Annotated in this window: 30 protein-coding genes; all 30 read right to left on the reverse strand. The window is 46.4% G+C overall.

Going from position 1 to position 25,129, the window contains the following annotated elements; genetic code table 11:
- Positions 1-59: 59 nt before the first annotated feature.
- The 30 genes from BM243_RS09475 to fliS all read right to left on the reverse strand — a co-directional run bounded on the left by BM243_RS09475 (position 60) and on the right by fliS (position 25,125).
- Complete coding sequence (locus BM243_RS09475; RefSeq protein WP_074912139.1) at positions 60-542, reverse strand: hypothetical protein; 483 nt, start codon at positions 540-542, stop codon at positions 60-62.
- Between the two features lie 19 nt (positions 543-561).
- Positions 562-1,269, reverse strand: a complete 708-nt coding sequence (locus BM243_RS09480; RefSeq protein WP_074912140.1) for a sigma-70 family RNA polymerase sigma factor — start codon at positions 1,267-1,269, stop codon at positions 562-564.
- A gap of 15 nt (positions 1,270-1,284) precedes the next feature.
- Entirely contained in the window at positions 1,285-1,956 is a 672-nt protein-coding gene (locus BM243_RS09485) for a flagellar brake protein (RefSeq protein ID WP_074912141.1), read from the reverse strand.
- Positions 1,957-1,967: 11 nt separating this feature from the next.
- The gene (locus tag BM243_RS09490) at positions 1,968-2,861 is read right to left on the reverse strand and encodes a MinD/ParA family protein (protein ID WP_074912142.1); all 894 of its coding nucleotides are present in this window, start codon (positions 2,859-2,861) and stop codon (positions 1,968-1,970) included.
- The gene (flhF, locus tag BM243_RS09495) at positions 2,858-3,970 is read right to left on the reverse strand and encodes a flagellar biosynthesis GTPase FlhF (protein ID WP_074912143.1); all 1,113 of its coding nucleotides are present in this window, start codon (positions 3,968-3,970) and stop codon (positions 2,858-2,860) included. Before flhF ends, BM243_RS09490 begins: the two co-directional genes overlap by 4 nt.
- Positions 3,967-6,039: a flagellar biosynthesis protein FlhA gene (gene flhA / locus BM243_RS09500; protein WP_074912144.1), complete on the reverse strand. Its 2,073-nt coding sequence runs from the start codon at positions 6,037-6,039 to the stop codon at positions 3,967-3,969. Before flhA ends, flhF begins: the two co-directional genes overlap by 4 nt.
- 13 nt (positions 6,040-6,052) lie before the next feature.
- Positions 6,053-7,123, reverse strand: coding sequence for a flagellar biosynthesis protein FlhB (flhB, locus tag BM243_RS09505; RefSeq protein WP_074912145.1), 1,071 nt, complete (start codon positions 7,121-7,123; stop codon positions 6,053-6,055).
- A 15-nt stretch (positions 7,124-7,138) separates the two neighbouring features.
- Positions 7,139-7,897 (reverse strand): flagellar biosynthetic protein FliR, encoded by a 759-nt coding sequence (fliR, locus tag BM243_RS09510; RefSeq protein ID WP_083422731.1) that lies wholly within the window; start codon positions 7,895-7,897, stop codon positions 7,139-7,141.
- A gap of 8 nt (positions 7,898-7,905) precedes the next feature.
- Complete coding sequence (gene fliQ, locus BM243_RS09515; RefSeq protein WP_074912147.1) at positions 7,906-8,169, reverse strand: flagellar biosynthesis protein FliQ; 264 nt, start codon at positions 8,167-8,169, stop codon at positions 7,906-7,908.
- 11 nt (positions 8,170-8,180) lie between these two features.
- Positions 8,181-8,948, reverse strand: a complete 768-nt coding sequence (gene fliP, locus BM243_RS09520) for a flagellar type III secretion system pore protein FliP (RefSeq protein ID WP_074912148.1) — start codon at positions 8,946-8,948, stop codon at positions 8,181-8,183.
- Positions 8,935-9,276, reverse strand: a complete 342-nt coding sequence (locus BM243_RS09525; RefSeq protein ID WP_074912149.1) for a flagellar biosynthetic protein FliO — start codon at positions 9,274-9,276, stop codon at positions 8,935-8,937. Before BM243_RS09525 ends, fliP begins: the two co-directional genes overlap by 14 nt.
- Before the next feature lie 14 nt (positions 9,277-9,290).
- Positions 9,291-9,758: a flagellar basal body-associated FliL family protein gene (locus tag BM243_RS09530; protein ID WP_074912150.1), complete on the reverse strand. Its 468-nt coding sequence runs from the start codon at positions 9,756-9,758 to the stop codon at positions 9,291-9,293.
- Between the two features lie 3 nt (positions 9,759-9,761).
- On the reverse strand, positions 9,762-10,517 hold the full coding sequence (locus BM243_RS09535) for a flagellar motor protein MotB (RefSeq protein WP_074912151.1): 756 nt from the start codon (positions 10,515-10,517) through the stop codon (positions 9,762-9,764).
- Entirely contained in the window at positions 10,510-11,316 is an 807-nt protein-coding gene (locus BM243_RS09540) for a motility protein A (protein WP_074912152.1), read from the reverse strand. Before BM243_RS09540 ends, BM243_RS09535 begins: the two co-directional genes overlap by 8 nt.
- Positions 11,313-11,519, reverse strand: a complete 207-nt coding sequence (locus BM243_RS09545) for a flagellar FlbD family protein (RefSeq protein ID WP_031574191.1) — start codon at positions 11,517-11,519, stop codon at positions 11,313-11,315. Before BM243_RS09545 ends, BM243_RS09540 begins: the two co-directional genes overlap by 4 nt.
- 93 nt (positions 11,520-11,612) lie before the next feature.
- On the reverse strand, positions 11,613-12,521 hold the full coding sequence (locus BM243_RS09550; RefSeq protein ID WP_074912153.1) for a flagellar hook-basal body complex protein: 909 nt from the start codon (positions 12,519-12,521) through the stop codon (positions 11,613-11,615).
- 95 nt (positions 12,522-12,616) lie between these two features.
- Positions 12,617-12,988 (reverse strand): TIGR02530 family flagellar biosynthesis protein, encoded by a 372-nt coding sequence (locus tag BM243_RS09555; RefSeq protein WP_074912154.1) that lies wholly within the window; start codon positions 12,986-12,988, stop codon positions 12,617-12,619.
- On the reverse strand, positions 12,978-13,403 hold the full coding sequence (locus BM243_RS09560; RefSeq protein WP_074912155.1) for a flagellar hook capping FlgD N-terminal domain-containing protein: 426 nt from the start codon (positions 13,401-13,403) through the stop codon (positions 12,978-12,980). The genes BM243_RS09555 and BM243_RS09560 overlap by 11 nt, the downstream gene beginning before the upstream one ends.
- 17 nt (positions 13,404-13,420) lie before the next feature.
- Positions 13,421-14,671: a flagellar hook-length control protein FliK gene (locus BM243_RS09565; protein WP_074912156.1), complete on the reverse strand. Its 1,251-nt coding sequence runs from the start codon at positions 14,669-14,671 to the stop codon at positions 13,421-13,423.
- An 88-nt stretch (positions 14,672-14,759) separates the two neighbouring features.
- The gene (gene fliJ / locus BM243_RS09570) at positions 14,760-15,179 is read right to left on the reverse strand and encodes a flagellar export protein FliJ (RefSeq protein WP_074912157.1); all 420 of its coding nucleotides are present in this window, start codon (positions 15,177-15,179) and stop codon (positions 14,760-14,762) included.
- 36 nt (positions 15,180-15,215) lie between these two features.
- Positions 15,216-16,529, reverse strand: a complete 1,314-nt coding sequence (fliI, locus tag BM243_RS09575; protein WP_074912158.1) for a flagellar protein export ATPase FliI — start codon at positions 16,527-16,529, stop codon at positions 15,216-15,218.
- Positions 16,530-16,542: 13 nt separating this feature from the next.
- On the reverse strand, positions 16,543-17,313 hold the full coding sequence (locus BM243_RS09580) for a FliH/SctL family protein (protein ID WP_143093572.1): 771 nt from the start codon (positions 17,311-17,313) through the stop codon (positions 16,543-16,545).
- Positions 17,267-18,277, reverse strand: a complete 1,011-nt coding sequence (fliG, locus tag BM243_RS09585; RefSeq protein WP_074912160.1) for a flagellar motor switch protein FliG — start codon at positions 18,275-18,277, stop codon at positions 17,267-17,269. Before fliG ends, BM243_RS09580 begins: the two co-directional genes overlap by 47 nt.
- A 14-nt stretch (positions 18,278-18,291) precedes the next feature.
- A complete protein-coding gene (fliF, locus tag BM243_RS09590; protein ID WP_074912161.1) occupies positions 18,292-19,860 on the reverse strand; it encodes a flagellar basal-body MS-ring/collar protein FliF in 1,569 nt (522 codons plus the stop codon).
- A gap of 251 nt (positions 19,861-20,111) precedes the next feature.
- A complete protein-coding gene (gene fliE, locus BM243_RS09595) occupies positions 20,112-20,447 on the reverse strand; it encodes a flagellar hook-basal body complex protein FliE (protein ID WP_074912162.1) in 336 nt (111 codons plus the stop codon).
- Between the two features lie 7 nt (positions 20,448-20,454).
- Positions 20,455-20,889 (reverse strand): flagellar basal body rod protein FlgC, encoded by a 435-nt coding sequence (gene flgC / locus BM243_RS09600; RefSeq protein ID WP_074912163.1) that lies wholly within the window; start codon positions 20,887-20,889, stop codon positions 20,455-20,457.
- Positions 20,890-21,028: 139 nt separating this feature from the next.
- Entirely contained in the window at positions 21,029-21,412 is a 384-nt protein-coding gene (gene flgB / locus BM243_RS09605) for a flagellar basal body rod protein FlgB (RefSeq protein WP_074912164.1), read from the reverse strand.
- A 539-nt stretch (positions 21,413-21,951) separates the two neighbouring features.
- On the reverse strand, positions 21,952-24,270 hold the full coding sequence (locus tag BM243_RS09610) for a methyl-accepting chemotaxis protein (RefSeq protein ID WP_074912165.1): 2,319 nt from the start codon (positions 24,268-24,270) through the stop codon (positions 21,952-21,954).
- A gap of 94 nt (positions 24,271-24,364) precedes the next feature.
- Entirely contained in the window at positions 24,365-24,751 is a 387-nt protein-coding gene (locus tag BM243_RS09615) for a hypothetical protein (protein ID WP_074912166.1), read from the reverse strand.
- On the reverse strand, positions 24,748-25,125 hold the full coding sequence (gene fliS / locus BM243_RS09620) for a flagellar export chaperone FliS (RefSeq protein ID WP_074912167.1): 378 nt from the start codon (positions 25,123-25,125) through the stop codon (positions 24,748-24,750). The genes BM243_RS09615 and fliS overlap by 4 nt, the downstream gene beginning before the upstream one ends.
- Positions 25,126-25,129: the final 4 nt, after the last annotated feature.

The raw sequence follows: 25,129 nt of genomic DNA on the forward strand, positions 1-25,129 counted from the left end.
ATTCATGAGGATGGCACCCACAAGGATCCCAGCACCCAGGGCGATATAAATATCAGACTTTACTCTTTGTAGTGTTTCGATAAGTTTTTTAATAGTAAAACCTCCCCTTTGCTGATGCCAAGCTCCCTGGCAGCTTCTGCCGTGCTCCGTCCCTCTTTTAAAAGATCCCAGACCTTCTTCACATGCTCCGGCATCGGCTTCTTTTCTGAAACCTCTTCTTCCTCAAAAACTTCACTGTCTCTTAAAGGCAGCTCCGCCTCCTCCTCAGGAAGAAGATCTGATTTTTGGCTTTCCCGCTCCATCTGCCATTTGAGAAGCTCCTCAAAGAGGGTTTTCTCCAGCATCTCCATCCGATGACGAAGATCCTTCACTTCCTCCTCCGCCTCCAGTGACAAGGACACCTCTGATGAAGCTACTAAAGGAGACTCTGGTATCCATTCCTTATTGCTGGAAAAAAGCAGCTGCTCTTTTGTCTCATCCACTCGTTTCTTAAAACCATAGACCATGAGGGAAGCCCCCAGGATCAGAAGAAAAATAAACATAATGATTCCATCCTTTTCTTTATGCCATGAGCTGCCGAAGCTTCATGAGAATTTTACCGTGAAGCTGGGACACTCTTGGAATTGAAATATCCATGGCATAGGCGATTTCCTTCAAGGTCAGTTCCTGGACATAATAAAGATCCAGAATGATCTGTTCTCTCTCTGAGAGTTTCGTTACCGCTTCCTTCAGGAGATATTTTCTTTCTTTTTTCAGGAGCTCTTCCTCCGGTGTGTCTGTCTCATCATCCGGAATCATATCCGAAAGCTGCACCTCATTGCCGTCTTTATGAAACAGGGTAGTTTCAAAGGAGACCTTGGATAGATAGTGGACTGTCTCATGGAGTTTGGAGAGCTCTTTTTCCCCAATACCGAGAATGTCACAGATTTCCTGCTCATCCGGCGTTCTATGATGCTCCTGCTCCAGACGCTCCTTGGCCTCATAATATTCATGAAGCTTGGCAATACGGTCTCTGGAGACCCTGCCGCTTTTTCTCATCTCATCGATGATATTCCCTTTGATACGGACGGTGGCATAGGCCTCAAAGGGCACACCCTTCTTTGGGTCGAATTTTTTCAGGGCATCCATGAGCCCTATGACACCGATGGAAAAAAGATCGTCTTTATCAAGATCTCCATCCCCAGCATCCATACGGCCCACAATCCTCTTCACAAGAGGAATGTACTTCAGTATGAGCTCGCTGTCCGCTTCTTTTTTCTCGTACCCCATGGATGACCTCCTTTACTACCTTTTTGTGGATTTTCTCATGAGCAGAAACACATGATTCACAATGATTTCCTGCATTTTTTCTGTGATATGGTCAAACCTTATCCCGTAATCATACTTGATGCCTGATGGCCTCACCATGAGCTCCCGGTGCATTACAGTGCCCCAGAGCTGAATTTTGCGCTGGTTCATGACAAACTCCAGAATGATTCTCTTCCCTTCCTTGATGTCTTCCTCACAGGTGATTTTCATTCCCCCAGCACTGAGATCCACCATAAATCCAGGCTTCATGTACTTTGCGATCTCATCTCCTACAGCTTTCAGATCCTTGGAGAAGGAAACGCTGGTAGTGATGTACTCATTGGCCGTATAAAGAATTTCCTCTGTACAGGACACCCTCACGAAGTTCCGCCTCTGAATGGTCTTGAAATTCTCAAGTCTTGCAATGGTATAAGTAGGCGCTTCTGCTTTCACCCTCTTGGCAATGACCCCTGTGAAATACATTCCCTTGGCGCTGTGATAGACTACAGCCTCCACTTTCTCTCCCTCATGAAAAAACCGGAACTTTTTATCATCTGCCGGGATGGAAAAATCCACACTGTACTCAGTCTTGTCTGAAACCATCGCCTCCAGAATACTTCCATCCTCTGCTGTCAGCTGTATTTTTCCCCCAATTGTTATAAAATCCATCTCATCACCTGCTATGTGCCAAATATTTTTCGGAATCTGTTCCCCAGCTGCTTCAGCGTCGATATATTCTTGGTAAACACAGTCTCCTCCAATATTATACCAGCTATTTGCTCTATATTTCTACTAGATAGCGCTTGTGGATAGGACATCAGTACTGGTTCCTGATTCATGATGGCTTTTTCAAGCCTGATGTCATCAAAAATATATCCACAGTTCTCTAGTTCTATATGAAGAAAATTGCTGCAGGTGGCAAAGAGCTTCTCATAGGCCTCATCCCCTGCCTCTTTGGATGATACCTTGTTTACGATGAGCTTCACGGAAGACTTCAGTCCATAATGACTGAGGGTTTTCAGCACCCGATAGGCATCGGTGAGGGCGGTGGGTTCTGGTGTTGTCACAAGAATCACTTCATGGGCAAAGGTCATGAAACTCAAAGTTTCTTTACTGATGCCCGCTCCATTGTCGATGATCATCACGTCAAAGCCCCCAAGATTGATGAGCTCTTCAATGAGCTTCTCCTGGTTCTCCTCTGATAGGGATTCCATCTCCAGAAGACCAGAGCCTCCCGAAATGGCCTTGATGCCCATGGGTCCTTCATAGATGATGTCCTTGAGCTCTGCTCTTCCTTCCAGGTAATCAAACAGATCATACTCATAATGAAGCCCCATGATGATGTCTGCATTGGTCATACCGATGTCCGCATCCAGAAGCAGAACTTTCTTTCCTTTTTTTGCCATGGCAATGGAAAGATTCACAGAGATGTTTGTTTTCCCAACACCTCCCTTGCCACTGACCACTGCATAGATTTTCACAAGTCCGCTTTTCACGGGCTCCATTTCTTTCTCGGGCTCTTTGCCGAACTTCTCAAAGATTTTCCGCCGTAAAGATTCCGCCTGGTCCATCATGATTTCAGCTCCTCCCACAAATAGGTGAGCACACGGGAAAGCTCTGCTTCCTCCAGATCTTCCGGCACTTCCTGCCCATGGCAGAAATACTGCACCGGAAGCACTGTATTTTCCATAATGCTCCAGAAGTTTCTAAAATTCTCCACTTCATCCAGTTTGGTGAGAATCAGTGCGTCATATCGAAGTTCTTTATAGGTTTTCAGTATCCTTTTTACCGTGTCTGTATCCTGAGACATGGAAATGGAAAGATAGGTGTTTCTTTCCTCCGGAAGCTCCGAAAGATAGCCTTTGATGTCTTCCAGACGCTCTTCGTCCTTTGGACTGGCTCCGATGGTGTCCACAAGGATGATATCCACACCGCTGAGTTCTTCCAGTTTTTTCCCGATGTCTTTAGGATCCTCCACCGTGACAAAGGGGATACCGAGGATCTCTGCATATTTTTTCAGCTGCTCCACAGCCGCAATACGGTAGGTGTCAATGGTGAGAAGACCTACGGTCTTGTTTTCCTCAAGAAGAGCCGTGGATGCGATCTTCGCAATGGTGGTGGTCTTTCCTACTCCTGTAGGTCCCACCAGCACGTTGAGTCTGCCAAAGGGTTTCTCCTTGAGAAACGGATTCTCCAGATACATCTCCTGAACGAACTGAAGAAGATCTTCCTTCGTGAGCTTTTCCTCCAGGCCATGCTTCAGTTTGTAACCATCAAACTTCTCTTTGGCCAGGGGACTTTCTGAAAAGACCTTCCGGTGCAGCTCCTCTTCCATCATCTCCATTTCCTGAGCTTTCTGAAGTTCATTCCGGATGCTTCTCTCCAGGGTGTTTTTGAGAGTTTCTTTGGCCATCTGGATCATATCCGAGGAATTCTCGCTTTTCACCTGAGGTTCTTTGGAAAAGAGGATTTTCTGAAACTCCTCCTTTTCCTTCCGGTTTTTCTCATGGACCTTTTCTTCCACCGCCACGGTGACTTCCAGCATTTTCTTTCGGAACAGCTGATACCATCTGCCCGGACGAACCGGCTTCTGGCTCACGATGATGGCCTCTTTGCCCAGCTCATATTTTGCGCGGATCAGGGCTTCTTTCATATCATGGACTACATACTTTTTTATAATCAACGGAATTCCACCATCCCTACTACTTCAATGGGTACATCGTTAGGCACTTCGTTCAGGGACAACACCACCATCTGAGGAAAGGTCATGGAGATGAGATTCTTTAAGGCTGTTCTGATCTTGGGGGAAGCCAGAATTACGGTCTGATACCCCTTCATCATGGCTTCATCAAAAGCGCTCTGGATGCTGCCGAAGATTCTTGTGATCATTTCCGGCTCAAGGACTGGAATGGATCCACCCATGGATTTATGGATGTTCCCTCCGATGAGATCCTCCAGCTGACCGTCAATGGTCAGCACCTTCAGCTCCCCGGTCTGATCCAGATAATCCTTCACTATGGTTCTTTGCAGCGCATGACGCACATGCTCTGTGAGAATTTCAGTGTCTTTGATGGAAACAGCGTTGTCTGCCAGGGTCTCCAGGATGGTGACTAGATCCGTAATGGGCACATTCTCTTTGAGAAGGTTCTGAAGTACTTTCTGCACCTCTCCAAGGGTCATGATGCCTGGGATAAGCTCCTCCACAATGACGCTGTATTTCTCTGACAGCTCGTCAATGAGGGCTTTGGTCTCCTGTCTGCCTAAAAGCTCAAAGGCATGTTTTCTGATGAGCTCCTTCAGATGAGTCACAAGAACCGTCACAGGCTCTACAATGGTATAGCCTGAAAGATCTGCTCTCTCCTTGTCCTTCTCCTCAATCCACAACGCCGCCAGTCCGAAGGCAGGTTCTTTGGTGGGTATGCCTTGAAGATCAAAATCCTGGGTTCCAGGATCAATGACCAGGAATTTATGGACATAGATCTCCCCCCGGGCGATCTCATTCCCTTTGATCTTCATCACATAGCTGTTGGGCTCCAGCTGGAGATTGTCCCGGATCCTGATGGGATTTATGAGAATGCCCATTTCTGTAGCACACTGCTTTCTGATCGAAGTAATATGGGAAACCAGGCTGGAATCCGATCCTTCATCCACCAGAGGAATGAGGCCATATCCGATTTCAATGGAGATGGGCTCCACATGGTAAGAGCGCACCGTCTCATCCACATCTTTGATCTTACTGATCTTTTCCTTTTCCTTCTCTTCCACCTTTCTCACAATTTCATCTTTGTCATTTTCGTAGATGAGATATCCGCCAAGACCGATGAAGGAGCCAATGGCCACAAAAGGAATGGTGGGAAAGGCAGGAATGAATCCGATGGCTGAGATGACCACCGCACCAATCATCATGACTTTCCAGGTGCTGAACAGCTCCTTGGTGAAGGTTTTTCCAAAACTCTCATCCCCGCCGGACCGGGTCACAATAAGACCGGAGGCTACAGAAATGAGAAGGGATGGAATCTGGCTCACAAGGCCATCACCGATGGTGAGTTTCCCGAAATGACCGATGGACTCCATGATGGTCATTTCCCCCTGCATGGAGAAAATGATGATACCACCGGCAAGATTGATGAGCGTAATGATGATGCCCGCAACGGCATCCCCTTTGACAAACTTGGAGGCACCATCCATGGAGCCATAAAAGTCCGCTTCCCGCTGAAGATCCAGTCTTCTTTTCTTGGCCACTTCCTCATTGATGAGACCTGAATTAAGATCCGCATCAATGGCCATTTGCTTTCCAGGCATGGCATCCAAGGTAAACCTCGCACCCACTTCAGATACTCTGCCTGCACCGTTGGTCACAACCACCATCTGGACGATGGTGATGATGATGAAAATTACAGCACCTACCACATAGTTGTTCCCCGTGACAAAGGTGGCAAAGGCATTGATGACCTCTCCTGCATCACCTTTACTCAAAATGAGCCTTGTGGAGGAGATGTTGAGGCCAAGACGGAACATGGTCATCACAAGGAGAAGACTGGGGAAAATGGAGAATTCCAGAACACTTTTTGTGAAAAGCGTCAGAATGAGGATCATCATGGAGATGGCCAAATTCACCGTAAGCAGAAGATCCAGAAGAAAAGAGGGCATAGGCAGGATGATGATGGCAATGACACCCACCACAGCAAAGGCTATGAGAACTTCAGCATATTTTCTTAAATTGTAAAGACTTGCTCTTAGACTCTGCGGCATAACATACTCCTATCTATCTTGCTTTTTTCTTCTTGTTCATGGTGAAAACCAGGGCCAGGATCTCTGCCACCGCCTGATACATCTCCACAGGCACAGAAGAACCCGGTTCCACCTTATAATACATACTTCTGGCCAACGGTTTGTTCTCAATGATGGGAATCTTCTTCTCTTTGGCCAGCTCTTTCATCTTCATGGCTTTATAATCCAGTCCCTTGGCCATGACCACAGGCGCATCATCTTTCCCTTGCTCATAGCGCAGCGCAATGGCGATATGGGTTGGATTTGTGATGAGCACCGTAGAAGCTTCCACGCTCTGCATGGTTCTTGCCATGGACATCTGACGCTGGATCTGCTGCCTTTTCTGCTTGATTTTGGGATCTCCCTCCATCTGCTTGTACTCTTCTTTGATCTCATGTTTTGTCATCATGAGATTCTTCTTATGCTCTTTTCTCTCAAAGACAAAGTCGATGAGAGCCAGCACAAGCATAAAGGCTGCGATATTGATGCTGAGGCTCCTGGTTACCTCGATAAAGAAACTGAACAGCTTCTCCAGTCCTACCCCACCAAGGTTCAGCAGTGGCTTCATGAACTCCTGCAGTCCCGTGTAGGTGAGATACACCACAATAAAGAGCTTCATGAGACTCTTGAAGAGCGTAAACAGGGCTTTTTTTGAAAAGATGTTCTTTGCGCCCTGCAGCGGATTAAGACGCTTAAAATCAGGCTTCAGAGGCTCCACCGTGAACAGGAATCCCACTTGCATCACGTTGCTGAGAATCCCTATGAACACAGCCACCAGACCAAAAGGAAGAAAAATGAGAAGCACCTGCAAGAGAAGTTCTGAAAGATATGTGCCGGCATTGGCCGGTCCAAGTTCCTGTCCTAGGGTAGAAGATAAGGTAAACTGCATGAAAGTTCGGGCATTTTTATACAGATAGTCTCCCAGCGCTCCAAGAACCAGGGCAAAAAGAAGAAAGGAAAGTGCGGAATTAAGATCTCCGCTTTTGGATACCTGTCCCTTTTTCCGGCTGTCCCGGAGCCTTTTGGGGGTCGCCTGTTCCGTTTTTGAGTGCTTGTCTTCTGCCATTTAGCTCACATCCTTCTATCTGAACATCTCCACTGCTTTCCCCATATACTCCGCCATAAGAGAGAGCGTCTTTCCTCCATGATTCATAAAAGAAGAGGCCAGAAACAGAAACAGCACCATACCTAGGAGAGACTTCAGCGGCATCCCCAGCATGAAGACATTGATCTGAGGCACAGACCTGGAAATCAGCCCCATGACGATATCTACCACAAGAAGCACAATGAGCATGGGTGCTGCTATGCTGAAGGCGATCTTGAAGCTGTGGGAGAAGAGAAAGAGGACCCCTTCAAGGTTGATTCCTGAAAGCCCCAGCTGTCCCGGAAGAGCCACCTGGAAAGAATCCATCACCGCCGTCAGCAGCGTATGGTGAAGGTTCATCATAAAGAAAACCATGATGCTCATCCAGTAAAAGAGACTGCCGTAATAGGAGGATGTGGTGCCTGACATGGGATCATACACAGCCCCCATGGAATACCCCACCTGAAAATCGATGAACTGTCCCGCCATCTCCACAGCGGAGAAAATAAGCTTTGCCATATACCCCATGGTGAGACCGATGACCACTTCCCGCGCAACCGCCAGAACAAAAAGGACGGTTTCCTCATACACAAGGACCTCGGGTGCTCTAAAATACACAAGAAGACTCAAGATGAGGGAAAAGAACACCTTTGAAGTGTTTGGCAGCGCTTTATGGGAAAATCCCGGGACCACGGTAATAAATGCAGTGATTCTTGCAAGAATATACAGGAACCCTTGAATTTCAAGCTGCATCATGAATCCCCCTAGAGTCTGTTGATGACATCAAAGGACTGGTTCATAAATGCAATCAGTGTATTCATCATAAAAGCCCCAAGCAGAATGAGGCTTAGCAGCACCGCGATCATTTTGGGCACAAAGGTCAGGGTCTGTTCCTGAACCTGGGTTGTGGCCTGCAAGATGGAAATGATGAGTCCCACCACCATGGCAATGATTAGAATGGGCGCAGAGGCCTTGATTGTTGTCATGAAAGCACTTCTCATAAGATCCAGTGCCATTACCTGATTCATAAAAAAACCTCCTAACTGAATCCCTTGAGAAGAGATTCCACCACAAGATACCAGCCATCCACAAGTATGAAGAGAAGAAGCTTAAAGGGCAGCGCAATCATGGCCGGTGGCAGCATGAACATACCCATGGACATGAGGATGCTTGATACCACAATGTCCAGCACAAGGAACGGAAGAAAGAGAATAAATCCGATGGAGAAAGCAGTCCGAAGCTCACTGATGGTGAAAGCCGGAATCACCACAGTCAACGGAAGCTCCATGGGATCTTCCACATTCTCTAAGTTCCCCGACCTCATAAAAAGAGCCAGATCTTTCTCTCTGGTCTGCTTCAGCATGAACTCTTTGAGAGGCACCGCTCCAATTTCCAGGGCTTCTGCCTGGGTGATCTCTTCTGCCACAAAAGGCGTCACAGCTGTATCCATGATCTCGTTATAAACCGGCGTCATCACAAACATGGTGATGAAGAGCGCAAGGCCCATGAGCACCTGATTGGGTGGTGTCTGCTGGGAACCCATGGCATTTCGCAGAAAGGACAGCACCACCACTACTCTAGTGAAGGCAGTGGTGAGAATCACAAAAGCCGGCACTAAAGTCAGGATGGTCAGAAGCACGAAGACCCTTACGGTATCCACCGTCGCTTGGGGTCCCCGGTCCGGATTGTTGAAATTGATGCCCCACTGGCTGAGATCCAGGGCAAAGGTCTCTTTTATGTTGAAAGCGAGACCCAGTCCCACAAAGAGTGCCAGAAACAGCACCATTTTTTTCTTATTCACGGTCATTCCTCTTTCTCCACATATGCATCACCGGATTTTCTTCCAGCTGTCTTCTGCGCCTTTCCATCATTTCCTCCACCTCTTCCGGTGGAAGCTCTTTCAGAAGATCCACTTTGCCTGAACTGACACTGGCCAAATGATAGCTTTTCCCCACCCGGACCACCGCAAGGAACGCCTGGTTGGACAGAGGCACCTTTTCCACCATCTGGATGTACTGGTTTCCGCCATAGTTCATCTTCTTCCCGAAGCGCAGCACCACATATAAAAGGGCCAGCACTGCCGCAAGGCCTAGGATCATTTTCAGAAAGGACAGGATCAGTTCAACAGTTTCCATGGACGCTCCTTTTCCTACTGCACCAGAAACTCGGTGAAGTAGACTTCTGCCACCACATCTTCTCCTAAGGCGGCATTGATGCTGGCTTTGATTTTAACTTTTGCTCCAGCAAGACCTCCTTCTTTTAGAAGATCCTGCGGTGTGTATTCCATGAGGTCATGGATGATGACATCTCGCAGCTGGCTGGTCTTATTGGTCAGGACCGCCGCATGTTCCTCGTTGGTGTAAAGAAGGGACAGGTTCGCTTTGAGATATGTGGTTCCTTTTCCTTCTGTCCTGAGATTCACCACGTAGGATTCCATGGGCATCACAAACTCCTCATGCTTCTGGAATTTAGCCATGATGTCCGAGATCTTGATGTCTGTTGCGATGAATACCATAGCTACAGAGCCCACCATGATGATGAAACTCATGATCACGATGATGATCACCAGCACATTGGGTTTCTTTTTTTCTTTTTTCTGCTTTTCTTCCTGAGCCATTTCCTATTCCTCGCCTTCATCCATGATAATCAGTAAATTCACCCGGCGGTTCAGTGCCCGGTTCGCATTGGTGTCGTTGGACACGATGGGTCTGTATTCGCCATATCCTATGGCGGAAAGCCTTCCCCCTGGAATGCTCTTTTCTTCAGAAAGATATCTCACCACCGCCAGAGCTCTTCCTGCGGAAAGCTCCCAGTTGGTGTCATACTCATTGGAGTTATGAGGCACATTGTCCGTATGTCCCTCCACCACGATTTCATTTTCAAAAGAGAGAAAGAGTCCTTCGAGATCCGAAAGGAGACTTCTTCCTGAGTCCTTGATCACCGCTTCTCCGGATTCAAATAAAATGGCTTCACGGATATTCACAAAGACTCCGCTTTTGTTGAGGCTTACTGTGACCTCTGCCTGGAGACCTTCCGTTTCCACATAGTCCTTCACTTGACTGTACATTTCCAAGGTGCTTTCAGAAATCTGAGGATCCAGTTCATCCTCCTCAACTTCATAGGTGGGATTGTCCAGAGGAAGCTCCTCGTTGGGTCCTTCCATCTCTATGATGGAACTGGAAGCTTCGCCGGAAAGAACCGACTGGAGACTCTGGGTGATTTCCTTGAACTTCTGTGCATCAATGCTGGACATGGAGTAGAGAAGAATAAAAAATGTAAGAAGCAGCGTCATCATATCCGAGAAAGTAGCCATCCAGGCAGGTGCACCTGGACTGGAGGACTCTGATGTTTTTCTGGGTCTTCTTTCCTTACTCATAAGAAAGAGCCTCTTGGGTTACGGTTCTCTCCGCCTGAAGGATCTTCACTTCTTCAGGAGACAGGTAAGTCATGAGCTTCTCTTCCAGGATTCTCGGGTTTGTACCCGCCTGGATTTCCAGAATACCTTCAATGGCCATTTCCTTGGAGACCATTTCTTCATTGGTCTGGGCAGAAAGGTTGGAAGCAATGGGAATGAAAACCAGATTGGAGAAAAAGGATCCGTAAAAGGTTGTGATGAGGGCTACAGCCATACCTGACCCGATGGCGGAGGAGTCTTGAAGATCCGCCAGCATGATGATGAGCCCGATGAGGGTCCCAATCATACCAAAGGCAGGCGCCAGTTCTCCCCATTTGCTGAAGATGCTCTGTCCCATACGGTGTCTTCTTTCTGTGGTCTCCATTTTCAGGGTCATGATCTCCCGGATCACATCCGGGTCAATGCCATCCACCACCATCTGGAGTCCTGAGGTTAAAAATTCATCTTCCATGGTCTGAAGATCGTCCTCCAGGGCAAGAAGACCATCTCTTCTTGCTTTTCTTGCCATTTCTGAGAACATACCAATGAGCTTCACCCGGTCCTGTTCCGGCTTATTGATGAGGAGCTTCATGATTTTAGGAAGTTTCATAATGTCTTTCATGGGAAAACTGATCACAAGAGCAGCCAAAGAGCCTCCCAATGTGATGATCAGTGAAGGTATATGCAGAAAGCTCGACATATCCCCACTGGATGTGATGGACCAGACAACAAGAACCAGTCCCGATGCCAATCCAATCAGTGCACTGTAACTTTTTTTCATTTCGCGTCACCCTCCAGAACGCCTGCAAAAATCTGTCTTTTGTAGGCCACTATTTTTTGAACAATTTCGTCCGCGGTTTCTTTGACACGAAGGGTTTTACCGTCGGTCAAAGTAATCAGTGAATCTGCAAGAGGCTCCACTTTATAGATTAAATCAATATTCAGATAGAAATCGCTGCCATTTAAAGCAGTGAGTTTGATCATAGGTTTCGCCTCCTCCATATTCCTGTTCTACTTAACCAATCGGCTATTTAAGGAGAATCTTTAGCCGATCCTCCAAATTGCGTGAAATTTTCCCTATCTCTTCAGACTCAGAAGCTCCTGGAGCATTTCGTCTGAAGTGGTGATGGTTCTTGAGTTTGCCTGGTAGGATCTGGAGGTGATGATGAGGTCTGTGAACTCATTGGCCAGATCCACATTGGACATTTCCAGCACACCGGAACGCACAAGACCATATCCTTCGGAGTTTGCTGTGCTTTTCACATCCTCTCCGGAGTTTCTGGATGCTCTGTAGTTGTTGTTTCCCATTTTCTCAAGACCTTCAGGGTTTTCAAACTTTGCCAGAACCATTCTTCCAATCTCTCTGGCCACACCATCATCGTAAACTCCGATAATGGTACCGCTGGAGTCGATGGAGAAGGTTTCCAGATTCACATTCACGGCATTGCCATCGGCATCTGTGTAAGAAAGCTCATTGGTGATCTTCAGTGTCTGGAGATTGGTTGGTTCAAAGTCAGCAGGCCAGGTTTCATTTTGAAAATCATACATCTGCCCCACCACGCGGTACCCGGAAGCATTCACAAGGTTTCCGAGACTGTCTCTGTAGAAAGCGCCATCTCTTGTGTAAAGTCTCTGATTGATGGGCGAACCTTCAGGCACATTTTCCTGGGTCACGATGAAAAATCCAGTACCCTCCACTGCAAAATCCAGATCTCTGTTGGTTGGCTGCAGACCGCCGTTGGTCATGATGGTGTCAATGGCACCAACCTTTACCCCAAGGCCCACCTGCTGTGCGTTTACGCCTCCGATGGCCTCGTCTGTGCTGGCCTGTGCATAGGCAAGGGTCTGACTCAGCATATCCTGGAATCTTGCTCTGCCGGACTTGAATCCGGTGGTGTTCACATTGGCGATATTATTACCGATTACGTCCATTTTGACCTGATTGGTTCTCATTCCGCTTACTCCGGAATAAAGGGATCTTAACATGATAATTCCTCCTAGGATGTTTATTTTTTCCTTTTTCTGTACTTTGCATCCGTCATTCAGCAAAGTCTACATGGCTTCCTCAAGAGGTCCAGCCATTACTTGATTTTCACAAAACTGTCGATATTGGTGATGGTCTCAATCTCCGCATCCTTCATGGCGGTGATGATGGTCCGGTTTCTGATGCTGGCGATGAATGCGGCATCTTTGTATAAAAGAAGTCCCTCTCTGGCACCTTTCTGATCTAAGGTATCCACAGCATCATTGATCTTTCTCATATCTTCCTCTGAGAGTGAAATGTCCCTCTTGTCCATGCGGTCTTTGGCATGGGCGGACAGTTTTACGGTCTCTTTGGTTTTTTGAATGGATTCCAGATAAAGGCGCTCAAAATCACCTGAGGGCTTTTTCCCCTGGACCTGTCCCGGATGGGTGGATGGGATGATCTGACCATTTTGAATTTTAAAGGACATCTTCCTTCCCTCCGATCTCTTCTATGTAGCCCATGGGATACTCCTTACCGTTCACCACAGGATAGGCAACCCCTTCCCGGTATCTGACCTTTTCCACGATACCTGTGAATCTTTCCTCTCCGTCAAAAATACTGACTTCCTTGCCCACCAGAGAAAAAGACATCTGCTGCTGAGACAGCATGGTCATGGTGCCGATGCTTGAAACCAGATTGTTCATCTGCTCCAGCATGGTGAACTGGGTCATCTGATTGATGTACTCTGTAGGATCTGAACTGTTTCCGCCCAATGGGTCCATATGCTGCAGCTGCGCTGTCAGGATTTTCAAAAAGTCATTCACATCCAATGTATCATTGGATTTCACCTCTTCCTGACCATACACATTGGTGCTTTGTACACCGATTCCGTTAATTCTCATTTTCTTCACCTGCTTTCCTATGCAAGAATACTGATGCCCTCCTGACTTTTCAGGGCCACAGGACTGTACGAGCTCTTTTTTTCAGTTATTTTTCCATACCCTCTTAGCGTCATCTCCTGAGATCTCTTTTTCATCTCATCCTGGGGGTTCTGTCCCTGAAAGTTCTGACCCTGGTCAGAGAGATTAGTGGATACTTCCAGCTTCACCACCTGAATGTTCTGGGCTTTCAGGTTCTCCTGCAGTTCCAGAAGTTTCCCCTGGAATAGCTGGCGGATCTCCTGACTTTCTGTCATAAGCTTTCCTGTGATCTTTCCATGTTCCATGGAAAGAGTCAGTTCCATCTCCCCCAGCTCTTCTGGATGGAGTCTCAGTTTCATGGTGGTTGTGTCCCCATTTTTCAGCGTCTCCATGGATTTCACCATGGCATCTTCTGTGATTTTAAGGTTTTGGCTCATCTCATGTTCTGTCACTTTGACCGCTTTTCCATTGGACAGCCTCACTTCTTTTGCTGGAACAGCCTCGGCTCCGGCTTGCATAAGATCTATCTTTTCAGAATCCTTCAGCTCTCCCTGCTCTTTCAGTGAAAAAGCTGGGGATTTCCCTGATGCTTTTTCAACGTCATTCTCCATCTGAAGGGATGCTTTGTTTTCAGTTCTTTCCACAGCATCTGAACTTTCATCCACAGCTGCGCTCACAGCTTTATGGGTCTCGTTTCCTAAGATGCTTCGAAAAGCTACCTCATGGATCGTATCCTTCCCATTCTTTTGTCCCTGCTGCGCCACATCCTGATGTTTCATTCCAGATACCGCGTTCCCCCCCAATAAAGAGCTCCGTTCCTCCTGCTTCATTTTCAGCAGGTCCAGCACTGCATGATAACTCTTTTTGTCTCCACTTTCCAAAGATCCCAGAAGACCCTTCACACTCTGAAGTTCCTGAGCATTCTTTAAGTTACCCTGTGCTTCCTTCAGAAGACCGATGCCTTCTTCCAGAATATTCTCTGGTGTTTTTGCTTGAAGCATCTCTTCTGGCATTTTCGAGAATATCATTCCCACAAGTGCTGCTGCAGCTTCTTCTAGAGACAGATCCTCCTCTTTCTTTACTGATTCCGTACCACCTTGACCAAAAACAGTCCCGGTTTCTATACCGCCCTGTCCTGTCACCTTCTGAAGCAAAGAGGAAAAAAGCGCTCCATCCACTTCCACTGAGGTCCCTGCGGTATTTTGTGTTCCTGTTGTGCCCATCATGAGATTCATGATGTTTGTTTTCATATCATTTCTCACCTCCTTTCAGTAATCAGCTTTTTGAAGGCTCTCCAAGGGAATCCCTTCACCTTCCGTCTGCATCTATGAATAAAAGTTACTTGATAAATCTCATGACACTGAGATCATCCAGCTCCTTCTGTTCCGTATTGAGGAGATCCAGTCGATATTTCTCCTGATCCTTTTCTTTCAGCATCTCCATGATTTTCCGGTCTTTCCTGGCTTCGATGAGCACATGCTGCGCAGCCTCCGCTTTCACAGAGATTTCCTTTACTTTGCTCACTTGCCTGTCCACTTCCGCTTTCAGTTTTTCCCTGTATAAAAACCCCATTTTCATACCGTAAAGATCCTGCTGCTTCACTTTCTTCTTTTCTTCCAGGGTTTCCTGAAGATCCTTCAGATGCTCCTCTTCGGTACGAAGCTTATGGGTGATTTTGGCAAAGTCTTCCACTTTGACTTTTTCCACATTCTCCCGGTATTCCAGAACTTTATCCATTTTGAACTTGTAGCTCTTCATGTCTTTACTCCTTCCTGAAATGATTCCTTAAGGGTCTTACCTTCTGCCGAAGATCTTATGGAGCTCCTCCACCGTTTCCTCAAAGCTTCTCGCATCTTCCACGTCCTGTTTCAGGAAACGGTCAATAAGAGGCTTCAGTTCCACCGCTTTATCAAGATCCGGGTTTCTTCCCTTTGCATAAGCCCCCACATTGATGAGGTCTTCTGACTCCTGATACCTGGACATATTCTCTTTGAGCTTTCCAGCAAAGTCATAATGCTCCTTGGATACGATCTCCTTCATGACTCTTGACACACTCTGCTGCACATCGATGGAAGGGAAGTGGTTCTTTCCTGCGAGCTTTCTTGTGAGTACGATATGACCATCGAGGATACCCCGGACCGCATCGGCTATAGGTTCATTCATATCATCCCCCTCCACCAGCACTGTATAGAAGGCGGTGATGGAACCGTCTTTGGACATTCCGCTTCTCTCCAGAAGCTTCGGGAGCGTCGCAAACACCGATGGGGTATATCCTCTGGTGGTAGGCGGCTCTCCAATGGCTAGGCCAATCTCTCTTTGCGCCATGGCAAATCTTGTGACTGAATCCATCATGAACATGACTTTTTTGCCCTGGTCCCTGAAGTACTCCGCAATGGCTGTGGCCACATAAGCCCCTTTAAGCCTCACAAGAGGCGGCTGGTCAGAGGTGGCGCAGATCACAACAGACTTCTTGTAGCCCTCCGGCCCAAGATCTCTTTCAATAAACTCAAGGACCTCTCGGCCTCGCTCTCCGATGAGCCCAATGACATTGACATCCGCATCGGAGTATCTGGCAATCATTCCTAGAAGGGTACTTTTTCCTACTCCGCTTCCCGCAAAAATACCGATACGCTGACCTTCCCCACAGGTAAGAATACCATCTATGGCTTTGACTCCTGTACTCATGACTTCCTCGATCTTCCTTCTTTGGAAAGGATTGGGAGGCATATTGTTGATGTCGCCAAATCCCGTCAGTTTTCTCTTGATCTCATCCATGGGATTTCCTAGCCCGTCCACTGTGGTGCCAAGAAGCTCATCTCCGACTCTCACCTTCAGTGCGCTGCCTGTGGGCAGCACCAGACAGCCTGGACCAATTCCCTGCACATCTCCAAGGGGCATAAGAAGAACGCCATCATCCTCAAATCCCACCACTTCAGCAAAGATCTTATTGTGGTCATCCAGAAGAATTTCACATACTTCTCCCACAAACACCTTGAGGCCAACGGCATGGATGATGAGACCGATGACTTTCTTCACTTTTCCCATTTTCAAAGATAAGGTGCTTTCATCCAAAATCTCTTCCAGTCTGTCAAAGCGAACCTCTGTCATCTTTCTCCTCCTCTTAGCTAAGGGCCAGTTCTATGAACCTGTCCAGCTGTTTTCTGATAGACAGGTCTGTGATCTGATACTCGTTCTCCACCCGGATATCCAGCGGTCCAAGGGTCTTGTCCGGAAGAATCAGGATATGCGCATTGGGGCATGTTTTCTCTATTTCAGGCACATATCGTTTCACATGCTCCACCTTACAAGGATTACAGCTGATGATGACATTCTGGACTTTACCGTACTCCTGAAGAATTGGCCGTGCCAGAAGCATCACACCTTCTTCACTCTCTTGAATGACTTTCTCGAGGATTTTTTCCGCAATTTTTGTAGAAAGCTTCAGAATCCTCTCCTCATTTTCAATAAGATAGTCTTTTGCGGCTCTTTCTGCTTCTTCCAGGTAGGAGAGCGCCTCCTGTCTTATGGCTTCTGCCTCCTGGTATGCCGACTCTCTTCCGAGTCTCATGCCTTCCTTTACGCCTTCGTTTCGGGCTTCTTCCAGCACTTGATCCCGCTCTTTCTGAAGATCTTGACGGGCTTTTTCCAGCATAGCCGTTTTTTTGATTTCGATCTCTTCCTCCAGATTCTTGCGGATCTCACGCTTCACCACATCCATGGGATCTTCTCTTTTGATGATCTTCCGGATTTCATCCTGCTTCAGGGCTTCGCTCTTTTCCATGTACTGGGAAAGATCAAGGGATGTGAGTTTCTTTTCTTCTAGTGGCTCTGTATTTTTGATTATTCTATACGATAATGCTATCGGAATCACCTCTTCCAATGACGATTTCACCGGCTTCCTCCAGCCTTCTTATGATGCCCACAATTTTATGCTGCGCTTCCTCCACTGTGGAAAGACGCACAGGTCCCATGAACTCGATGTCTTCCCGCACCGTGTCCGCAGCTCTCTTGGAGAGATTTGCATAAACCACAGTGGCCACTTCTTCTGAAGCGCCTTTGAGGGCCAGAACCAGCTGCTCGTTGTCCACTTCCCGGAGAACTCTTTGAATGGAGCTCTTGTCCAGAGTGACGATATCTTCGAACACAAAAAGATTGGCTTTGATGACTTCTGCCAGTTCCGGCTGAGTCTTCTCCAGATCGTTCAGAATGTTCTTCTCGGTGGTTCTGTCCACAGAGTTCAGAATTTCCACAAGGGTCTTTACGCCGCCGATGTTCTCCGCATCACTTTCAATGATGTTGGAGAACTTGTTCTGAAGGATGGACTCAATTTTTTTGATGACCGCTGGAGAAGTTCTGTTGATGACACCAATCCTCTCCGCCACTTCTGTCTGAAGCTCATGCGGGAAGAGTGAAAGCACATCCGCAGCCTTATCCGGCTGGATATAGCACATGATGAGCGCTATGGTCTGGGGATGCTCATTGGAGAGCATATTGGCCAGCTGATGGGTATCCGCTTTCCTTAGAATGGCAAAGGGCATCTCCCTTTGCTGAATCTGAGTCAGCACATCCATAACTTCTTTTGCCCGGACAGTGCCCAAAGCTTTGGTGAGAAGATTTCTTGCATAATCTATACCGCCATCGATGATGTATTCCCGGGCTGAAGCCATATCCATGAAATCCTCAATGACCCGTTCCCGTTCCTTAGGTTCCACATACTCTGTATTGGCAATCTCATAGGTGACCTTCTGAATCATGGTATCGGGCAGCATCCGAAGGATCTGTGCTGAAATGTCCGGTCCCAATGAAATCAGCAGGATGGCCGCTTTCTTTATACCGCTGTTATCTTTATTTTGCATAGGTCATATCACCCTCATTCTTTCATCCAGGCTTTTATGAGATCTGCAGCAATCTCAGGATGCTCTTCGGCATATTCCTTCAGCTGCTTTTCCTTCTGATTCTCTTTCACCTCAAACTTCTGATACACTTCCTCAATGATGTCCACGGTCTGGCCAAGTGGTTCAGCCTGAGCCTGTGGAAGCATCACTGAAAGGTCTTCTTCTTCTTTTCTTCTCTTCTTCTTTCCAAAAATGAGTTTTATCACGGAAAGAACAATGACCAGTCCCAAAATACTGAACACACCTAGATAGATATAATCACCATATCGTTCCATAAAGGTCCTGTTGGCCTCCTCCAGACGTTTCTGCTCTTCCAGTTCTTCCTCCAGGGCTTCCTGGTAGCTCTTGTCAAACTCCATGCTTTCCACACTGATGAGATCCCCTCGATTGAGATCATAGCCTGTAGCCGTGGAAACAAGATTCCGGATGGCAAGGAGCTGCGCTTCCGTAAGATTCCCATCAAAGAGAACAGAGGTGGAGATTTTCTGGACCTTTCCAGGTGCTCTTACGGTACGGGTGGTTGTTTCCGTCAGTTCATAGTTTTTTGTTCCTTCATAGGAACCCATCCCGTCCTCTTCCCCGTCCAGAACATTCTGGGTGTTGTCGTCAATGGGATTGTCTGTGATTTCCCCCACATTGAGATTCGGCCCCTCAGCACTGTTCTGCTCGCTTCTTATGACAGGATCACGATAGGCAATGACGGTCTGCTCCTCCGCATCAAAATCAAGATCCGCATAAACCGCCACTTTCAATTTATCCGGTCCAAATGCCGGTCCCAAAAGATTGAGGATGTTATTTTCTATCTCTTTCTCAAAGCTTCTCTTCACCTCTGACTGCTTATCCAGAAGACCCACACCGGAAGAGGTCTCCCCAGTGAGACCAAGGCTTAAAAGGTTGCCTCTGGTATCAATGACCTGCACCTTTTCCTCTGGCAGATTGTTCACCGCCCCTGTGACAAGGGCGATGATGCCCCGTACGGAATCAGCAGAAATCTTCGCTCCAGTTTTCAGGCTGAGGATCACCGATGCAGAAGCTTCTCTTCTTTCGGTGTCGAAAATACTCTCTTCACTGAGCACCAGATGCACACGGGCACTTTCAATCTCTGTCAATGACATAATAGACCTCTGAAGTTCTCCTTCAAGGCCTCTTTGATACATGATCTTCCGGTCCTCATCTGTGACCATCATGCCCATATTGTCAAAAATCTCAAATCCTGTGGACTTGTCCGGCATCATACCGTTCATGGCTAGCTCCAGCCTGTACTTGTCCACATGCTTCTCATCAATGAGAATATCCCGTCCGCCGTTTTCAATTTTGTATCTGATATTTCCACGTGTATCAAGATCTGCCGTTATGGCTGCAGCATCCTCCAGTTCCAGTCCCTGGAACAGGGTGGCATAGGTCACCTGTCTGGAATACACGGAAAATAGAACGACGAAAAGAAGTACCGCTGAAACGATGAGTATCAGCGCCTTTCTTCTGCCCGGATCCATTTTGCTCCATCCGCCTTTTATTTTCTCTGAGGTATTCTTGATGCTATCCATTAATCAGTTGCTCCTTGCCTAGTAAGGTTACTTCCATTCATCAGACTTTTTGCGAAAACTAAAACTGCTCTAAATTGCACTCCTAAGGGAAGAAAATCAGCTCAGTAGTTCTGCAGAATTCTTTTTCTTTCGTCAGTATGCTTTCACAAAGCAGTTTGATATTTTTTCATTCTTATTGTTGTCCTTCTATTCTGTCAGCTGCCACGAAAAAACCATCCGCACCTATGTTAAAACATCATTGTCTTCCATCTCTAAAGCTGCATCTGTGTGAGCTCTTTATATGCCTCAATAATCTTATTCCTGACTTGAACCGCCAGCTCCATACTGAGTCTAGCCTCTTCCACGCCAATCATCACATTATGGAGATCATCGGTTTTTCCTGCAGCAAAGTCGCTGACCATCTGGTCTGCGCTGAGCTGTGTCATATTCAGCTTTTCCACTTGAGAGGTGAGAAGATCCCCAAAACTTTCTCCAAGCCCTAAGCTGGAAAAATCCGCCTCCTCTTTTCTCTCCGCCTTTCCTGTCTGATTCAAAAGCAGACTGTATCTGTCCAAAATATTTTTATAATTGCCGCTGATGTTTGTCATTTAGCTCTTACCCCTTTGTGATTTCTATGGCTTTGTTCAGCATGGATTTGCTGGCCTTCAGCGCTGTAGCGTTGGCTTCATAAGTTCTCTGGGCTTCAATGAGCTTTACCATTTCATCCAGAAGATTCACATTGGGCATAAGCACATATCCATTTTCGTCCGCGTCCACGTGGGTAGGATCATAGACACTGCGCAGACCTTCCTGGTCTTCCCTGATTCCGGTGACTTTCACACCAGAAGTGATTCTTTGTCCCAGCCCGCTGACTGTATTCTGGGCTTTCTCCACCATTTCCTGGAAAACCACTTCTTTTCTTTGGTAGGGACCGCCTTCTTCTGTTCTTGTGGTGTTTACATTGGCAATGTTTGAGGAGATGACATCCAGCTTCATCCGCTCGAGTGTAAGTCCTGAGGCATTGATTCTCATAGAATTAAATACAGACATAGTTCCCTCCTGATTGATGATTCATAATATGTATTTCTATACTTAGTATTCACGAAATATCTGTAGCATGCTACAGTTGAGCTAGATGAGCTTACTTTTTTCTATGCATACATCCGTTTTCAATATGAAGATCCATCCGCTAGCGGTTGATGACATAGCTCATCCCGCTCAGTTTACGGTTCACCTGTTCGATGAGAGCATTGTAGTAGATCTCATTGGCCGCTAAATCCACCATCTCTCTGTCAATATCCACATTATTGCCATTCTCATTCATGGAACTGCCCTCGACTTTTTCCACCTGCCCTGTAACTTTAAACGCTTCAGCAGCTCCCAGATGCTTTTCATGTGTGGTGACAAGGGTCCCCTTCTTTTCAATGGCTTTTTGGAGCTCTGTTTCAAATTTCACCGTTGATGCTTTATAACCTGGTGTATTCACGTTGGCAATATTCGATGAAATGACTCTCTGCCTTTTTGCAGATGCATCCAGTCCATTTTTCACAATCTGATATGTGAGATCTTTCATAAAACACCCCTCCCAGGTATATTCAGTAAAAACTCTTTGATATGAATAAATATAATTGTGTTCATACTTTCTTATTTTTCAATCACTACCAATTTTATCCGTTCATATTCTAAATTGCAATGAAATCTGTATGGTTTTGCAAAAAACTAACCGCACGCTAAAGCACCATTTGCAAGGGTTTTAGCATCTGATTCAATTTTAATTGAAATAAGCACAGGTGCTAATCATAAGATGTTCACTTTTTTATCAAGCATCCGCGTATGAACTCAGAATCAAACAGTATGTTCCATAGTATTTTTAACAATTTTTCGGTAATCTTTAAAATTTTTGTATAAAATTGTCGGAAAATAATGAGATAATGATTTATACCAACACTACTTTTGTGTACTAATGGAATCACTATGTTCATAAGTGCTATACACTTATTAAGCCATATGCACGGATGCATAAAAAGCCATAAAACCATTCTGATTATGAATTGGTTTTATGGCTTTCATACATTTTTCATATTTATTTCATAATTCTTCTGCTGTTTTTTCTTACAGTTTGAACTTCTCGGTTTCTTTCTGGAGTTTCACCGCCTGAAGCTTGGTTTTCTCCATTTCCTCCATCACTGCACTGGACTTCATGGTGGACTCAGAAACCTTTTCGGCAATGTCCGTGGTGCCTTCCGCACTTTCTCCGGCAGCAGTAGACACTGCTTCAATGGCATGGACCACATTTTCAATGGACGCCAGAAGCTCTTCCGATGTTGCACTGAACTCTGTGACAAGATCATCAAAATATCTTGCATCCTTGTTGTACTTATCGGCCACATCCAGCATACTTTCGTAGTCATTCTGGACATCAGTCTCCACAAAAGTCAGAAGTGTATTGGAGCTCTTGGAGAGATTCTCCACACTGTCTGTCACTTTACCGGTTACAGACTGAATCTGGGTTGCAGCATTCTTACTCTGCTCAGCAAGCTTCCTGATTTCATCTGCAACCACAGAGAAGCCTCTTCCTGCCTCTCCAGCTCGCGCAGCTTCAATGGCAGCATTCAGTGCCAGAAGGTTGGTTTGGGCTGTAATCTGCAAAATCGCGTCAGAGAGCACACGAATCTGCTCCACTACTTTAGAATCCTCAATGGCTTTTTCCAGATCTTCTTTAGCAGAAGCGAAAATTTCTTTGGATTTTTTCTGAGCTTCCCGAACCTTGTCTTGAGTTGCATCGGCTCTTTCGGCTGTTTCTCTTGCCGCCAGTGCACCCTGCTGGGATTTCTCCGCTATGGAATGAGCCGCACGTTCAATCTCATTGGATGCCGCTGCCATTTCCTCCGTGGATGCTGCAGTCTCTTCCATACTCGCTGCCAGCTCCTCTGTGGTGGCTGATACACTTTCCAGATTGCTGTTCAGCGCTTCGATGGACCGCACAGAGTTTTCCACCTGATGGTTGATGTCCTCTGATGATGCTGTGATTCGAAGAACCAGAGCGCGCAAAGAATCTTTCATCTCATTGATGCCATGGGAGATGATGCCGATCTCATCTTCTCTTTTCAGAAGCTTTTCATCCACCTGCAGGGTGAAGTCTCCCTTGGCAATCTTTGCCAGATACTGAGACGACGCCTTGATTGGTCCTGAAATGCTCTTAGAGAAAACCGATACAAGCACCGCTGCAAGAATCAAGGAAACCACCGCAATACCTAAACTGAAGTAGATGGTGTCGGTGATAAAAGCCATGGCATCTGATTTGTTTTCTACGGTGATCACCGCCCAGGATTTCGACTCTCCAGGCAGCGTAATCGGATGGAAAGCGCTGATGAGTTCTGTTCCATCCAGATCCAGGTACTCTTCCACACCCTCTTCCCCTGCGACAGCTTTTTTCACGATATCCGACAGAGCCTGAGGAGCTCTCACAGGCACCTCATCAATCATCTGATTCCCCTTAGGATCTGTGAGTACTTTCCCGGACGCATCTCTTCTTGTGACCGTCTTTGTTAACGTCACATAGTTGAACATCTCGGATACCATATTGTAGTTCTGGTGCGCCAGAACTTTACCATCCCCATCTACAATAAACGCATATCTACTTCCTTCACTGTATTCTTCGATGACCTTCTGGAAGGATGAAAGCTTGATGTCCGCTCCCAGCACCCCTAGAAAAAACATATTATGGTTGTACACCGGCATGGCAATGGTCGTTACCGCTGTATTTCCTGTAAGAGAGAAATAGGAATGGCTGACAAAAGGCTTCTTGTCTTCTGTCACCTGTTTGAACCACCAGCGGTCAGAGCGGTTGGCAAGTTTACCTGAACTTCGGGCGGTCTGCATTCCTGAGGTGTCAGTAACGTAAATGAGATCAAAAAAATCATAGCTTCTTTGGGTGTTCGCCAGTACAGCTGACTGTGCCATACCGTTATAATCTCTCACATCATTATTCACAGAAAGCTGCTCTGTAATCATAAAAGCTCTTTCTACGAAAGCGCCAACCTGGTTGGATATGGCATCCGCCAGCATGGCATTGTTCGCTTCCATCTCTTCCGTATAGTTCTCGTTCATATAGAGAAGACTTGCGGCATTGGAAACAAGAAGCGGAGTGATCACCATAAGCAGCGTCATGACCACAAGTTTTGTTCCAATCTTTTTCTTGCTTTTTAAGGCACTCATTTCCTGGTCCTGTTTTTTCCCTTTTTTAGGCCACTTGATTCCGGAGAGTTTCACGCTCTTCTTTTTGCTCTTCTTCTTGTCTGCCTTCACTTTTAACGGTTCTGAGACATCCACAGGTTCTTTCGCATCCCTCTTCGGCAGTTTCACCTTTGGCAGCTTCACCTTTGGTATCTTCGGCAATTTTACTTTCACTTTCCCCAACTGTTCTTTCAACGCAGTACTCCCCTTTTCACAATGTTTCATTCTGAAGCTTCTCTATCAGGCGTTCTTTTGATATTACGGTTCAAATAACGCGCAGTTTTCCTCATTATTCGAAGTCCCGATCCACAAAGACAGGACCTTGAGCGGTCTTCACATAGCTGTTTGCAATGCTTTTAATCCTTGCAAAATCAGTCATGGACTCCGTTGTCACTCTCTTCTCTTTCTGGAGCCCTTTGATGATGACTTCAAGATTGCCTTTTGTCCCAAGAAGAAGCTTATGGATCTCTTCCTCCAGACTTCTTTCTCCTTCTTCAGAAAGTGAAGTCATTTCACGCAGCATCTCATCAAGACTTTTCATCTCTTCAATTTTCCCAGAGTTTTTAGCGATGGCCAGAATGCATTCCTCCGGATTTTTAAAATCCACTTGAGTCTCTTCAAAGGCTTCAAGGAGAAGATTCCTCTTCTCCTTCAGAAGCTCTATTCTGCTTTTCATATTCTGCTCCAGGTGTCTCGAAGTTCTTCCAGCATTCCAATAACTTCGTCAAGAATTTCAGGATCTTTGTCGATATTGGCCCGGATGGTGCGGTCATACATGTACTGATAGAGATTCATAAGACCCTTTGCAATTTCTCCTCCATCCTCAAAATTCAACGTGCTCATGAACTCCGCTAGGATATTCTGGGCTTTGATGATGGCATTGTTTGTCTTTTCGATGTTCTTGTCTGCTATGGCAAGCTTTGCAAGCTTCAGATTTTTGATGGCTCCATCATAGAGCATCACCACAAGCTTCTTCTTCGGTGCTGTCAGCACTTCATTACTTTTGTAGGCATTTCCTGCACTGGCATAGGCATTGGTTCCTGCGTACATCTAA

Origin of the sequence: Proteiniclasticum ruminis, from assembly GCF_900115135.1 — a bacterium.
GTDB lineage: Bacteria > Bacillota > Clostridia > Clostridiales > Clostridiaceae > Proteiniclasticum > Proteiniclasticum ruminis_A.